The organism is Exiguobacterium profundum (genome assembly GCF_001909285.1).
Classification (GTDB): Bacteria; Bacillota; Bacilli; order Exiguobacteriales; family Exiguobacteriaceae; genus Exiguobacterium; species Exiguobacterium profundum.
This window is the reverse complement of record NZ_MRSV01000001.1, coordinates 2,372,838-2,387,858: the sequence shown is the minus strand read 5'-3', so window position 1 is coordinate 2,387,858 and position 15,021 is coordinate 2,372,838. Positions and strand designations below refer to the sequence as shown.

General features: G+C 50.2%; 16 protein-coding genes. All 16 read left to right on the top strand.

All coding sequences use genetic code 11. From position 1 onward, the window contains the following. Nucleotide 1: 1 nt before the first annotated feature. The 16 genes from BBB58_RS12345 (at nt 2) to minD (ending at nt 14,997) form a co-directional block, all read left to right on the top strand. A complete protein-coding gene (locus tag BBB58_RS12345; protein WP_143180251.1) occupies nt 2-1,672 on the top strand; it encodes a GspE/PulE family protein in 1,671 nt (556 codons plus the stop codon). Continuing rightward, the gene (locus tag BBB58_RS12340; protein WP_031421415.1) at nt 1,665-2,702 is read left to right on the top strand and encodes a type IV pilus twitching motility protein PilT; all 1,038 of its coding nucleotides are present in this window, start codon (nt 1,665-1,667) and stop codon (nt 2,700-2,702) included. Before BBB58_RS12345 ends, BBB58_RS12340 begins: the two co-directional genes overlap by 8 nt. 6 nt (nt 2,703-2,708) lie before the next feature. Continuing rightward, entirely contained in the window at nt 2,709-3,926 is a 1,218-nt protein-coding gene (locus BBB58_RS12335; RefSeq protein WP_074037509.1) for a type II secretion system F family protein, read from the top strand. 141 nt (nt 3,927-4,067) lie between these two features. After that, complete coding sequence (locus tag BBB58_RS12330) at nt 4,068-4,544, top strand: prepilin-type N-terminal cleavage/methylation domain-containing protein (protein ID WP_074037507.1); 477 nt, start codon at nt 4,068-4,070, stop codon at nt 4,542-4,544. Nucleotides 4,545-4,633: 89 nt separating this feature from the next. Continuing rightward, a complete protein-coding gene (locus BBB58_RS12325) occupies nt 4,634-5,386 on the top strand; it encodes a prepilin peptidase (RefSeq protein WP_074037505.1) in 753 nt (250 codons plus the stop codon). A gap of 12 nt (nt 5,387-5,398) precedes the next feature. Continuing rightward, a complete protein-coding gene (gene pilM, locus BBB58_RS12320; protein WP_074037504.1) occupies nt 5,399-6,970 on the top strand; it encodes a pilus assembly protein PilM in 1,572 nt (523 codons plus the stop codon). Next, nucleotides 6,967-7,674, top strand: coding sequence for a hypothetical protein (locus BBB58_RS12315; protein WP_074037502.1), 708 nt, complete (start codon nt 6,967-6,969; stop codon nt 7,672-7,674). The genes pilM and BBB58_RS12315 overlap by 4 nt, the downstream gene beginning before the upstream one ends. A 140-nt stretch (nt 7,675-7,814) precedes the next feature. Continuing rightward, the gene (locus tag BBB58_RS12310; RefSeq protein ID WP_074037500.1) at nt 7,815-8,399 is read left to right on the top strand and encodes a Maf family protein; all 585 of its coding nucleotides are present in this window, start codon (nt 7,815-7,817) and stop codon (nt 8,397-8,399) included. A gap of 20 nt (nt 8,400-8,419) precedes the next feature. Then, nucleotides 8,420-9,049: a RadC family protein gene (gene radC / locus BBB58_RS12305; protein ID WP_074037954.1), complete on the top strand. Its 630-nt coding sequence runs from the start codon at nt 8,420-8,422 to the stop codon at nt 9,047-9,049. 431 nt (nt 9,050-9,480) lie between these two features. Further along, a complete protein-coding gene (locus BBB58_RS12295; RefSeq protein WP_074037497.1) occupies nt 9,481-10,314 on the top strand; it encodes a DUF2785 domain-containing protein in 834 nt (277 codons plus the stop codon). Between the two features lie 69 nt (nt 10,315-10,383). After that, a complete protein-coding gene (locus BBB58_RS12290; RefSeq protein ID WP_074037495.1) occupies nt 10,384-10,824 on the top strand; it encodes a hypothetical protein in 441 nt (146 codons plus the stop codon). Nucleotides 10,825-11,022: 198 nt separating this feature from the next. Further along, a complete protein-coding gene (locus BBB58_RS12285; protein WP_074037493.1) occupies nt 11,023-12,060 on the top strand; it encodes a rod shape-determining protein in 1,038 nt (345 codons plus the stop codon). A 13-nt stretch (nt 12,061-12,073) separates the two neighbouring features. Continuing rightward, complete coding sequence (gene mreC / locus BBB58_RS12280) at nt 12,074-12,964, top strand: rod shape-determining protein MreC (protein ID WP_047795500.1); 891 nt, start codon at nt 12,074-12,076, stop codon at nt 12,962-12,964. A gap of 1 nt (nt 12,965) precedes the next feature. Then, the gene (gene mreD / locus BBB58_RS12275) at nt 12,966-13,460 is read left to right on the top strand and encodes a rod shape-determining protein MreD (protein ID WP_049759982.1); all 495 of its coding nucleotides are present in this window, start codon (nt 12,966-12,968) and stop codon (nt 13,458-13,460) included. A gap of 5 nt (nt 13,461-13,465) precedes the next feature. Beyond that, nucleotides 13,466-14,134 (top strand): septum site-determining protein MinC, encoded by a 669-nt coding sequence (locus tag BBB58_RS12270; RefSeq protein WP_230872790.1) that lies wholly within the window; start codon nt 13,466-13,468, stop codon nt 14,132-14,134. Between the two features lie 5 nt (nt 14,135-14,139). Continuing rightward, the gene (gene minD, locus BBB58_RS12265; protein ID WP_074037492.1) at nt 14,140-14,997 is read left to right on the top strand and encodes a septum site-determining protein MinD; all 858 of its coding nucleotides are present in this window, start codon (nt 14,140-14,142) and stop codon (nt 14,995-14,997) included. The last annotated feature ends 24 nt before the right edge of the window (nt 14,998-15,021 follow it).

Here is a 15,021-nt window from a genome sequence, read left to right as displayed (position 1 = left end):
CGTGAGACGAACGAAACGAAGATTAGGTGAGATGCTCATCGAGGCTGCGCTCATTACGACGAGTCAGCTCGATGAGGCGCTTGAACAGAAGCGTCCCGGAGAAAAACTAGGGGATGCTTTAATTCGACTAAACCATATTACCGAGACACAGTTGATTCAAATGATTCACGAACAGCTGCATGTGCCGATCATTGAGTTGTACTCCTACGACATCAATGTGACGGTCACGAAGCTCGTACCGAAAGCGTTGGCACAAAAGCACGATATCATGCCATTTGAATTGAACGGGAATACGCTTCATGTCGCGACGGCCGACCCACTCGATCTCATTGCCATTGATGACGTCCGTCTTCAGACCGGGATGAACATCGAGATCGGAATCGCCACGAGAGAGCAGATTCGAAAGACAATCAGTCGTTACTACGAGATGGACCACTCCCTCGTCGAAATTTTGAAAGAGGATGCTCCCGAAATCGAACGACAAGAAACAATTAGTCGAGACGATGCACCGATTATCCGCCTCGTGAACCAATTGTTCTTAAGCGCAATCGACCAACGTGCATCGGACATCCATTTCGATCCACATGAGAAGCAACTCCACGTCCGTTTTCGAATTGATGGGGACTTGCGTACCGAGACGGTCTATCCGAAAAAGATTCAGAGCGTCATGCTGACGCGTCTCAAAGTCATGAGTAACCTCGACATCACAGAAAGTCGTCTGCCACAAGATGGACGGATCAAGTACACGCTACGCAATCGCGCCTATGATTTCCGCGTCTCGACGCTCCCGACGATGTATGGAGAGAAAATCGTTATTCGGGTCCTCGACTCATCTCAAGGACTGACCGATTTGACGAAACTCGGATTTGGCGAACGAAACGAACAGGCGTACCGTGACATGCTGAAACGTCCGAATGGAATTATCTTGATCACCGGTCCGACCGGTTCAGGGAAATCCTCGACATTGTATGCTTCGTTAAAAGAACTGAATGATGAGACGAAAAACATCATTACGGTAGAAGACCCGGTCGAGTATCAACTTGACGGCATCAACCAGGTTCAAGTCAACTCGAAAGTCGGCTTGACGTTCGCGTCAGGGCTTCGTTCGATTTTACGTCAAGACCCGAACATCGTCATGGTCGGAGAGATTCGAGACACGGAGACAGCTGAGATTGCCATTCGTGCCTCGCTCACCGGTCACCTTGTGTTGTCAACGCTACATACGAATTCAGCAATCAGCTCCATCACCCGTCTCATCGATATGGGGGTTGAGCCGTTCCTCGTCGCCGCTTCGACGACGGGACTCGTGGCACAACGACTCGTTCGACGCGTCTGTCGTGACTGCGGTCAAGTCGAACCGGTATCGAAGAGTGAACGTAGCCTGTTCGACGCAGAGGGTGTACACATCGACCACATCGTTCGAGGAAAAGGATGCTCGTCATGCAACTTCACAGGGTACCGTGGGCGCCTCGCCATTCACGAAGTCATCCCGATTGATGAAGGCTTGCGCCGGATGATCATGAACCAGGCGACCGAGTCTGAGATGGTCGACTATGCCAAGTCACAAGGAGCGACATTCCTGCTTGAGGACGGATTAGAAAAAGTCGCCGCCGGTTTGACGACGACCGAGGAAATATTACGAACGGTCATTACGGAGAATGCTTATGATTAATCAATCGATCGAAACCATCTTGACGAATGCGGTCGAGAAACGTGCCTCGGATATTCATCTGACAGCCGGTTCTCCTCCGATCATTCGAGTAGACGGGAGTCTTATTACGATGGGCGAGGAGAAGGTGTTGCCGCACCATCTCGAAGGATATTTAAAAGAAATCATGACCGACGATATGCGCGAACGTCTCGAGCATGAACGAGATCTTGATTTCTCGTTCGGCGTCCCACGTGTCTCCCGTTTCCGGGTCAACGCCTATTATCAACGAGGCACGATTGCCATCGCGTTCCGGTCCATTTCCGGGGAAATCCCGACCTTGAACGAACTCAATCTGCCGACGGTACTGAAGCGTCTGATTGAGAAACCACATGGTCTCATCTTGGTCACGGGTCCGACGGGTTCAGGGAAATCGACGACGCTCGCGGCGATGATTCATGAAATCAATCGGACGCAGCGAAAACGAATCATCACACTAGAAGATCCGATCGAGTATTTACATTCCCACGACCAAAGTATTGTCGACCAACGGGAAATCGGCTCTGACGTCATGAAATTTGTGAGTGGTCTAAGGGCCGCCTTACGGCAAGACCCTGACGTCATTCTGCTCGGGGAGATGCGTGACTTGGAGACCATCTCGACGGCGATGACCGCTGCAGAGACGGGGCACCTCGTCATGGCAACGCTCCATACATCGAGTGCGATGTCGACGGTGAGTCGAATCATCGACGCGTTCCCAGCTGAGCAACAGGACCAAATCCGGACACAACTCGCGAACGTCTTACTCGGTGTCGTGAGTCAACGGTTATTTCCAAGGATTGATGTGCCGAAAGGACGCGTCGCCGCCATGGAAATCATGTTAGGGAATCCGGCTGTTGCCAACTTGATTCGAAATGAAAAAGAGTTCCAGTTGCCGACCGTCATCCAGACGAGTCGCCAGCACGGGATGCAGTCGATGGATGCTGCCATCGAACAACTTGTTCGGCAAGGGATCATCAATCCGAACGCCGTCCCGACAGAAGAGATGAGGTGATGAGTGATGGCGATATTTCAGTATGAAGGAAAGCTCCTGAACGGAAAGCGTAAGAAAGGTCGCGTCACGGCCGTCTCGCTTCGGGAAGCGAAAGAAAAGTTGCGTCAAGAATCTATTCTCGTAACGGACTTGGCCGAGCTCGAATCGACCGGACTGAACAAAGAGGTCAACTTGCTGCCAGAACGAGTCAAAATCGAACACTTGATCATGTACGTCCGTCAGTTCGCGACGCTCATCCGGGCGGGTGTCCCTATTGTTCGTGCGACTTCAATCTTACGGGTACAGACCGAGTCGAACGTATTGAAGAAAGCACTGAGTCAAGTCGAGGATGATTTGAAGGAAGGAATTGCCTATTCCGAGGCGATCAAAAACCATCCACGCGTCTTTTCGAACTTCTTTAGTTCGATGGCACTTGCCGGGGAGACGAGCGGGAACTTGGAGGAGGCGCTCGATCAAATCGGGCTCCAACTTCAAAAACAATATGATGTGAAGCGGAAGGTCATTTCTGCCCTCACGTATCCGTTGGTCGTCTCCATCGTCGCCATCGGCGTTGTCGCCTTTTTAATGGTGAACGTCGTCCCGACGTTTGCGAGCATCTTTGGTCAACTCGGCGGTGAGCTTCCGCTCATCACGCGCATTGTCGTCGCGGTCTCCGATTTCATCGCGGCCTTCTGGTGGTTGTTACTCGGACTCGCGATTCTTGGAGTTCTCACCTTCACCTGGATGTTGAAGCGGGACCGGGAACGGTTCGTCATCGATGGCTTGCTATTGAAGATGCCGATTTTCGGAACGATTGTGATGAAATCTCAGATTGCATTGCTAACGCGAAGTTTAGCGGTCCTTCTACAAGCGGCCGTCCCGATTTTGACGGCGATTGAAATCACCGAACGTATCGTATCGAACCGCGTCATCCGGAAAGGACTGACGGAGGCACGTGACATGATGGCGCAAGGGGTCCCGCTTCACGAGCCGCTCATGCGAAATGCGAACTTCCCGGCACTCATGACTCAGATGATCGCCGTCGGGGAAGAAAGCGGAGATTTGGATTCGATGTTGAACGAAGTCGCTGAGTTTTATGAGACGGAGGTCGAGACGACAACCGACCGCTTGAAGTCGATTATCGAGCCGCTTCTCATCGTCGTATTGGCAAGTGTCGTCGGAGTCATCGTCATCTCGATCGTCGTCCCGATGTTCCAAATCTATGGTGATATTCAGAATCAGTAAAGCAATATGCAAGCTTTTGAAAATATACCTTTTCAATACTATATTTAGAAGGTATAGTAAAATTGTTCTACTTCTATATTAGGTCTAAAGTAATTTATCTAGTTTACACACAGCACATTACGTAAAAGGGGAGAATGAATTATGGTAGAGAAGTTGAAAATGATTTGGCAAGATGCCAAACAGTTAAAAGATGAGCGTGGGCTCACACTTGTCGAGTTACTCGTCGTCGTCGTTATTTTAGGAATTATCGCAGCCATCGCAGTCGTTGCGATTGGTGGAATCATCGAGAACTCGAAGAAAGATGCAATGGTTGCCGATGCGAAGCAAATGGTCAGTGCGGCGAAGTTGTATGTTGCTTCGAATGAAGTCGGTAACGGAGCAGTGATTCGATTTGTCGGAGACGTAGGAACTAGTGAGCTCGACGCTAAAAATATGATTGATACAATGAAAGATCCGTTCGGTTCTAACTACAATAACGGGGTTGTATATGTCACAAAAGGGTCAGACAATAAGTATGCGTATAAAGTATGGCTTGATGGAGCTAAAGATATCGGAACTGCAGCTACGGATGCAGGCACGGTTGCAAGTAGTGGATTGAAGAAAGACTCAGTTAACTAATATTTGTTTATGCCGGCTGGCGCTGGGCACTCGCTCAGCCTAGCCGGTTTTCTATTTTTGGCATATACTGACAAAAGGAGGGTCCTTCCTTGATTGAATCGATTGGATTCCTATATAGCATCGTCCTCGGGGCGGTCATCACATCGTTCACCAACGTCGTCGGGCTCCGCGTGCCACGTCAGCAATCGATCGTAACGCCGCGGTCACAATGTCCGTCTTGCGGTCACGAATTGTCACCGTGGGAACTCATCCCGATTTTTGGCTATCTCGCCTTAAGAGGCAGATGTCATGGGTGTGGCGAGCGGATCGCGCCGACGTATCCGATCTTTGAATTACTTGGAGCCATTGGATATGGTTATAGCTTTTCACTCTACGGATTTAGTGTGACGACGCTTCTCGCGTTCGCTTTCTTGTCGACCTTACTCGCTTTGGCGATGTCTGATTTATCGACGATGCTCGTGCCGAATGTCATCTTGCAATTCACGGCACCGGTATTACTCCTCCTCACCTATCTGACAGGGGCATCTTGGTGGACGCCACTTGTAGGGGCGTTGCTCGGATTTTCGCTCCTAGCGACCGTCTTTTTCGTGTCAAAAGGGGGACTTGGGGCAGGGGACGTCAAATTGTTTACTATGATTGGTCTTGTGCTCGGTCCGCGTGACGTGCTAGTTGCCTTGTTTCTATCGAGTTTGATTGGGGCAATTGTCGGGATCGGGTTGATGATCACAAAAAAAATAGGGCGAAAGCAACCGATTCCGTTTGTCCCGTCGATTGCGCTCGGGACGATGTTGACGTTTTGGTTTAGTGAAAGTTTTTTTGATTGGTATTTTGAGTTGATGTAGGGGGAAACGATTATGAGTCGTGGGATAGAGAAAGGGACGGTCACGTATTTTTCGTTTGATGCGCTCAGCATCCACGGGGCCGTCATCAAACAAGGGGTGTTCAAGCGAAGCGCCTCGGTTCAGTTAGCAAAAGATGCGTATGGAGAAGGGAAGATTCTCGATGAGACGGCGTTCAGTCTCGTTTTCGATGAACTCTGTCGCAAGTTGAAAGTGCGACGCGGGATGACGTGTGCGGTGGCATTGGACGAGACCGAAGTGTTGTCACGGAAAGTCGAGATTCCTTCTTCGATTCCGAAGGACGAGATTCGTGGCTATCTCTTCATGGAAATCGGGAGTTCGATCATCTTGCCGTTCGATGACGTGTCGTTCGACTACGAAGTGTTAGGAGAAGACGGGGTCAAGACGGACGTTATGTTGCATGCCGTTTCGATTGAATTGACGAAGTCGCTCCGTGCGTACATGAAAAAGCGTGGTCTAGCGTTGAAGAAGATCACGCCACGTTCTGTCGCGGTCGCCAATGGGGTCATACGTTTATCGGAGATTGATCCGCTTCAATCGACATTACTCTGGCATATCACGCCGTTTTCACATCAATTGCTCGTCCTTGAGGAAGGGCAGATCCGTTTCATCCGCTCGATTGAACTGGACCTCCCGTACCAAGTCGGGACGAAAGATGGTGTCGTGACCTATACATATGATGGGACAGATGAGATGAAGGCTAATCAGTTGGATGACTGGTTGAACGAACTCGCTCGCTTCCTCGATTTCTATCGTTACTCGCTGCGGACGGATGGTCGGGCCATGGATGAGTTATACGTCTCTGGAACTGTTCCGGAAGTCGATGATCTCGTCCGTATGATTCAGGCTGAGTCCCTCGTCTCGGTGACGCGTGTCGAGCAACCGCTCGCCATCGCTCACGGGACACCTCTATCGCATCAAATGTTGCCACTCCTTGGGATGGCGACGCTTCAGCGCGATCGTGACACGAACTTCATCAATTCGACGGACGTGACACTCCGTTGGCCGATCGTGACAGGTCTCGTCGCCCTTCTTCTCGGAGGAGGGGCGGCCGGATACTTGTACTATGAGGTCGACCAACTAAAAGCAGAACAGACGCGAATCGAAGAAGAGTTACAGCTCGTTCAAATTTACCAAACCGAACAAGTGAATTCGAAAGCGCAACAAGTGCTCTCGCTCGACCAAACCGTGACGGCGTTGACCGACATGGAAAAGGATGCGGTCCCAGCACTGCGCGCGTTGACTGAGCAGTTGCCGCCTACTGGTTACGTCTTGACGTATAACTACGCGGATGGCTCCATCATGAGCGTCCGAACTCAATTCGAGACGTTAGAAGACTTGAACGCATTCCAGCGCTCGCTCATGACCGATGAGCGGTTCCTCGACGTCAAACTCCTCGGTGTGACGACGGAGTTGAAAGCGGATGTGGATGCAGAAGAAGAGGAAAACTCATTAGAAGAAGATCCGCTTCCACGCTATATCGGAGAGTTTACGTTCATGTTCCAAGACGTGGAAGACGAGTTGACAGAGGAAGAGGACACGGATGAGGAGGTGGTGAGTCAATGAAACGTTCGACAATCTACGCGTTATTTGCGATTTGCCTCCTTGCCGCAATCATCGCACCGGCTTACTTTGGCTATACGTATTACGTCAAACAAGGAGAGGTCGAAGCGCTTGAACGCGACCTCTCGCTCGAACAAACAAAACTGGAGTTATTGCGCCAAGAAGGAAAAGCCGTTGATGTAGCGGACTCTCAGACGCTTCAGACACGGGTTCCAACAGTTCCTGCCCTCGACACGGTCGTTGAGGCGTTGTCGCAGGCAAGTCTTCTTGCGGGTGTCAATGTGACAAGTATCGCATTTGCGGATGGCGTTGTGGCTGAGTCAGAAGTGCCGGAAACGGTCGAGCCGTTCAATCCGGCTGATGTGAGTGCGACGAATGAACCGGCTGAACCAACGGACGTTGCACCTGTCAACGCTTCTACGGTCCGTTCAACGGTCAACTTGCAAGCAGAGACGTATGAAGCGCTCGTCTCCTTCTTGGAGTCGATCGAGTCGATGAATCGGATTCACGTGTTACGGACGGTTCAATTTACCGGACCTGCCGAGACGGGACCGAATACGGTCGAAGAAGTGCAGTCGCTCGAGTTTACAGTCGAGCTTGATGCCTTCTATCGTCCGGACCTCGACCAACTCGTTCCAGACCGATACATTCCGGAACCGGCGTTTGAGCAAAAGGATATCCCGGTATACGACTATACGACACCATAAGTCGGCACGTCCCTTCGCAATTGAAGGGGCGTGTTTTTCGTCGCGGGTAATTGTGTTTAGGAGGCACGTTGCCTACAATCAACAGTGAAGACCGAAACGGGAAGGAACGCCGTTTTGGAAGAAGAGAAGGAGTCGATACAATGAATTCAACACAGAAGCGTGTCATTCTCGCCTCGATGTCACCGCGACGTACCGAGCTATTGACGAAAGCAGGAATCAAACATGAGGTCATCCCATCTACCTTGACGGAAGGGACGGACGGTCGGGAGACACCGAGTGATTACGTGGCTCGTCTGGCACGTGAGAAAGCGATGGACGTAGCAAGGCATCACCGTGATGCCATCGTCATCGGCGCGGACACGGTCGTCGTCTTAAACGGCATCATTTTAGAGAAACCGACAGACCGGGAGGATGCGAAACGGATGCTTGAACGATTATCCGGTTCGACCCATGAAGTGCTGACGGGTGTGAGCATCATCGGTAAGTCCCAAGATTTGTTCGTCACGACGACGCGTGTGACGTTCGCTGAGATTCCTGAAACCTGGCTAGCGGATTATTTGGATTCGACAGAGCCCTACGATAAGGCGGGTGCGTATGGGATCCAAGGATCGGGTGGTCTCTTCGTCGAAGGAATCGAAGGGGATTTTTATAATGTCGTTGGATTGCCGATCCATCCGCTCGTCAAGACGCTCGACCAGCATGGGGTGACGCCTCGCTTCCTGTGAACTTGAAAGTAGGTGAAGGAATGACCATGGTGCTTGACCGTAGTGTAGAGACCGCCATCGCCAGATTGCTTCAAATCGGAGGACGGGGACCGGACCCGATGGAGACGGCTCGTCGTATCTCGGACGTCTACCCGACGTTACGGGCGTTGTCGCAAGCGTCCGTACACGATTTGTGCAAAATCGAAGGGATGACGAAGAAGAAGGCAGAGCAACTCCTCGCCGCGTTCACAATTGGGATTCGATACGTCGAGGAACCGAAAGTAAGTATGCCGACGATTCGTTCACCGCAAGACGCCTATGAGTTGTTGCGAGATGAATTGAGACTGTTGAATCAGGAGCATTTCGTCTGTTTGTATTTGAATACGAAGAACCAACTGATTGCGCGGAAGACACTCTTCGTCGGAGGGCTCAACTCGTCAATCGTCCACCCGCGTGATGTGTTTCGTGAGGCGCTCAAGTTGTCGGCGGCATGCTTTATCGCTGTGCACAATCATCCGAGCGGGGACGCGACCCCGAGTCGGGAAGACATCGAGGTGTCTGAACGATTGGTCGAAGCAGGCAATATCGTCGGCATCGCTTGTCTCGACCACGTCATCATCGGGGAAGACCATTACGTCAGCATGAAGCAGCGGGGATATATGAATGGGTAAGGAGTAGAGAGCAGGCATCGTGATGTCTGCTTTTTTGTGTTTACGAGAGAACTGGTACCTCATTAAATTTTGGATATAGTTGGAAAATGATAAGTGGAGATGTAAAATTCGAAGAGAGCAGAAATGATTATGAATTACTTTGCGCACGGGAGGTGTCTAATTTGTCGCGTATTACGATATGGAATGTGATCGGATGGGGGTTTCTTCTTTTCTTAGCAGTCAGTAAATCCTTTTTTAGTGAGCAATTGTCTTTGATCACGACTGGTCTGGGCGGATTGATTTGTTTGATGTTGAGTTTGTGGATGATCTATTCCGGAGAAGAAGAATCATCACAACATCCGAATGAAAGGTCTGAATGAACAGCGCTATTTAAACTGTCATTTGGCTAAAGAGTAGATGATGAATCAAATTGAGAAGAGCAGTGTACGCATATGAATGTACTGTCGGAAAACGAATTAAAAGAAGCCCTTCAGATGATGAAAGATGGGGATTTGACGTATTACGAAAAAAACAAAGAAGCCATTCTCACCAGCATGGTTCAGCATATCGGGTCACCGGACGGCGAACTCCGTGATCGACTCATATACACGATGTTCTTTCGCCTCATCATCGAACAAAAAGACATCGATTTCGACAAGATGAGTGAACTCCTTGAGACGTCCTTGCATGCTCTTTTGTTTCATAGAATTGAGGAAACGCAGTCGGACGCTGTCTTCACGAGAGCTTTCACGACTCTATTGATGGCTTTGATTCTGCATCGAGACGTTGAAGAGGACTTTTTGACAGAAGACCAATTCCGGAAGGCAGCAGAAGGTTTGATTCGATATCTTCAGCTCGAGAGAGATACAAGAGGTTATGTGAATGGCAAGGGATGGGCCCATTCGATTGCCCACGCGGCAGATGCGGTGGACGAACTGATCGCAAATCCGAAACTGGATCCAGCGTCATTTCCGGAACTCTTCCACGTCATTATCAATCAAATCATGCGTTCTGAGGTATTGGCGCATGATGAAGACGAACGTCTCATCCATCTGCTCCTACGTTTACTCGAACGAGGGATGGATTCTGAAGTCATTCATCGCTATGTAGAGCAGCTTCCACATCACTTAGAAGGATGTAAGCAACATCTTGATGATGAGGAAAAATATTGGTACGTCGTCCATAATGTGAAAACATTCTTGAAGAGTCTATATGTCCGTTTAAACGAAGAACAGCGGCATGATCTGATCCAACAATCTATTCTCGTCACACTGAAAAAGTTGTGATGTGATCAATTAAAGTAGTTTTCTCTAATCGAATCAAGATGTTGATTAGAAAACAAATGAGGTGTTTTTATGGAAAAAATAATTTGGATACTGATGGTCGGATTATCGCTTTTTGTGAGTTACATACATCTAGAACCAACCATCTTCTCTATCGTTGTGTTCATCCTGTTTTTATTTGTGAGCACAGCGCTATTTATGCGGTTCGATCAGGACCACTGGCTCGACCGCGTCTCGCCGCTCGTCGGTGTCAGCGTAGGGGTTCTATCGCTCATCGCTTATCTCGGTATGATCGTGCTCTCTTTCAATGAACTCGATCAACTCGGCATCTGGACGGTACTCGTCCGCCTCCTACTCATGTACATCGGAATTTACATTTTCGTCGTGACGACATCGAGCTTTTTGGCAGGAGCGACCCGACTCAAGCCATCCCGCTTCTTTCGGCCGGTGTTGATTTTCTCGGTATTCTTTTACGGCGCGATGTTACTGCTTCCGCTCCAACCGGGATTGTAACCGTTCTCTCCTTAGGCAGACGCTCACTTGCGTCTGCTTTTTTGATTTGCCTTTTTGCCGAAAAGAAGGCAAACTAATAGACGGTGAGACAGGACTGAGATGCGGTTATTGTAAATAACCTGTAATCGAATGAACGTTTTCAAACATGATTTTTCCGTTATAATAAAAAATAGTGTAATGAAGAGAGGAGCAACACCTATGTTTCGTAGTTTTAACCGAGAGATCGGAATCGACCTTGGAACGGCTAACACGCTCGTTTATGTAAAGGGTCAAGGAATTGTTGTTCGTGAACCGTCCGTCGTGGCGTTCCGCACAGATACAGGTAGAATTGAGGCCGTTGGTAACCAGGCCAAAGATATGATTGGACGTACTCCGGGGAACGTCTCTGCACGTCGTCCGATGAAAGACGGCGTCATCGCTGACTTCGAAACGACAGCGACGATGATCAAATACTTCATGGAGCAAGCTCAAAAATCAAAAGGCGGTTTGTTCTCATCGAAGACGAACGTCATGATTTGTGTCCCAAGCGGTATCACGTCTGTTGAAAAACGTGCCGTGGAAGACGCTGCGAAACAAGCAGGCGCTCGTGAAGCATACACAATCGAAGAACCGTTCGCGGCAGCAATCGGTGCAGGCCTCCCAGTTTGGGAACCGACTGGCTCGATGGTCGTCGATATCGGTGGCGGTACGACCGAAGTCGCAGTGATCTCACTCGGCGGCATCGTGACAAGCCAATCGATTCGTGTCGGTGGTGACGAAATGGATGATGCCATTATTCGTTACATCAAGAACAAGTACAACCTCATGATCGGGGAGCGTACATCTGAGACGCTCAAAATGGAAGTCGGTTCGGCGCGCATTGATGCATCGAACGAAGCGGAGAAGATGGAAATCCGTGGTCGCGACCTCGTAACAGGACTTCCAAAACAAATCGAAGTCACGTCTGCAGAAGTGTGTGAAGCTCTTTCTGATACAGTCGAAGCGATTTTAGCAGGGGTCAAGCAAACGCTTGAGCAAACTCCTCCAGAACTTGCGGCTGACGTTATGGACCGCGGAATCGTCTTGACTGGCGGCGGCGCCCTCCTCAAAAACTTGGACGACGTGATCTCAGACGAGACACACATCCCGACACTCGTTGCGGATGAGCCACTCGACTGCGTAGCGGTCGGGACTGGAAAATCTCTTGAAATGATGGACGTCCTCCGTTCGAAATCAGGCATCTCGTCACGTCGATGAGAGGTGAGACACGATGAGCCGATTCGTACGTAATAAAAAGCTCATCATCACGCTAATTGTACTGATCTTGTTTTTCGTCATTTTAGGTGTTTCGATTCGAGGACGATCGGAATCAGCCTGGTACCAAGATGTCACGCGTGATGTGGTCGGCACGTTCCAGCGAGTGTTCGCGGTACCAATCGGGTGGATGGACTCAACGGTCTCGTCCATCTCAGATGTCCGCGATATCTACGAAGAGAACCGCCAGCTGAAAGAACATTTGGCGAAGTACGCCGAGGTATCGGTTGAAGCGGATGATTTGCGCCGTGAGAATGAGGAGCTTCGAAAGATGGTCGAAGCAAGAGACGAGTCGTTACGTGACTTCGACCTCATTCCGGCGGAGGTCATCGGTCGGACACCGAACGATTGGCAACGCTACGTCACCATCAACGTCGGTTCAGAACGCGGCGTTGAAAAGGGCATGGCCGTGACCGCAGCGAGCGGGATGGTCGGTCGTGTCATTCAGACGAGTGCCTATACGTCGCAAGTTCAACTGCTCAGCGACAACAACCGGACGAACAACGTCTCGGCAGTGGTCAAAGATGCGGACGGCAAACCGACGTATGGGACGGTTGACGGATTCGACACGGAGACGAATGAATTGTTCTTCACGAAAGTATCGAATAGCGTCAAGCTGAAAGAAGGAGAAATCGTATCGACGTCCGGACTCGGTGGACGTTATCCGGCTGGACTCGTCATCGGTACGATCGAATCGATCGAGACGGATGAATATGGCGTCTCACAAGTCGCCCGGATTAAACCGGAGGCCGACTTCAATGAGTTCTCACAAATGTACGTGATTGATCGGACACTAGACGAACCGTTTTTAACGGGTCCCGAGGAAGGAGGAGCAGCGGGTGAGTAACATGAAAGTGTTCATCGCCCTGTTCCTCCTTTTTCTTATTGAAGGAACATGGGCATCGATTTTTTCTTGGCACTACGCCACGCCGTTTCTTTTGTTGACGTTGATCGGGTTGATGTTTGTCAGTCTGTACGGTCGATGGGAGACGGCACTCGGGTTTGGGCTTGTATTCGGACTGCTGTATGATATCGTCTACACCGACCTGATTGGAATCTATGTATTTACTTTTTCACTCATTCCTCTCTTAGCCAGCTTCGTGTTAAAATATATAGGTGAGAACTTCTTCTCCGTCACCATTACGTTCACGTTTATGATTCTCGTTTTCACCTTTGCGATTTACGGGATCATGGCGGCGATTGGTGGGACGTTGATGACGATTCAAACACTATTGGTTGAACAGATTCCAGGGACGATGCTCGTCAATGCCATCGCCATCGTGATTCTTTATTATCCGATGACGCGTTATGTGACGACACGCCCTGTTGCGAAAAGAGGGTAGCCATGATGGAGCGTAAACGACACATTACGATTAAAGGACATCGCAACGGCATTGCCATTCACTTCAATCCGAAGAGTGGCATCGACGAGGTGCTTACGGACTTAGAAGCGACATTACAAGAAATGGAGCCGCCGTCCGGAAAGATTGCCCTGAAGTTGCACGCGGGTACTCGTTATATTGACGAGGAGCTGTCACGTCAAATTCGTGAGGTCGTCGCTCGTCATGGCGTTTTTTATATTGAAGACTTGTCGAGCGATGTCATGTTGACAGAAGAAGCGAAAGCGACGTACGGCAGAAAGACATTCCACTATCACAGCGGGACGATTCGGAGTGGGCAAGTGTTGACGTTTGACGGTTCGGTGCTCGTGATCGGGGATATCAATCCCGGGTCAGAGGTCCGGGCGACAGGAAGTATTTATTGTTTAGGGACGATACGAGGAAATGTGCGCGCCGGTGTCGAAGGATGGGAAGAAGCGGTCATTACCGCGAGCCTGCTCCATCCGAAGTTTTTAGCAATCGGTGAACATGTACTCACAGCCGATGACGAGGAAGAACTTCCTGAGATTGAGATGGGTTGTGCGTATCAGACGAGTGATGGGATTGAGATGACACGTCTCCGCCACGTCATGACAGGTCTGAAAGACGCATATGCAATGGAATTACAGAGAGGGTGAGTGGAATGGAGCAAGTAGTGGAGCCTGTACATACAGAAAAAGAAGTTAAAAACGGCAGAGCCATCGTCGTGACATCAGGAAAAGGGGGCGTCGGCAAGACAACGACGACCGCCAACATCGGGACGGGGCTCGCCTTGTCTGGACACTCGGTCTGTCTCGTCGATACAGATATCGGGTTGCGTAACCTCGATATCATTCTCGGTCTCGACAACCGGAGCATTTATAACCTTGTCGATGTCATCATGGGTCAATGTAAGTTGAATCAGGCGCTCGTCCGCGATAAACGCTTCGAGGAGATGTATTTACTCCCGGCCGCACAGTCGAAAGACAAGACGTCAGTGAATCCTGAACAAGTGAAGGAAATCGTTGACCAGTTGAAGACGGAATATGATTTCGTCTTGATTGACTGTCCTGCTGGAATCGAGCAAGGGTTCATGAACGCGATTGCCGGTGCGGATGAGGCGATCGTCGTCACGACACCTGAAAAGGCGGCGGTTCAAGATGCAGACCGAATCATCGGGATGCTCGAACAAGCGGAACATATCGATGCGCCTAAACTGATTGTCAACCGAGTCAAGAATCATCTCGTCGAATCGGGCGACATGCTCGACATCGATGACATCATGCGCATCCTGTCGATCGACTTACTCGGTGTCGTCATCGACGATGAGGAAGTCATCGCAGCCGCGAACCGCGGTGTCCCGGTCACGATGAATCCGGATAACTATGCCGGGCAGGCGTACCGGAACATCACGCGCCGTATTCTTGGCGAATCGGTCCCGCTCATGTCGATTCAGACGGAGACGGCACCGGTCGGCTTCTGGGCACGACTCATGATGAAATTTGGAATGAAAAAAGCGTAAAGGCAACGGAAGTTGCCTTTTTCT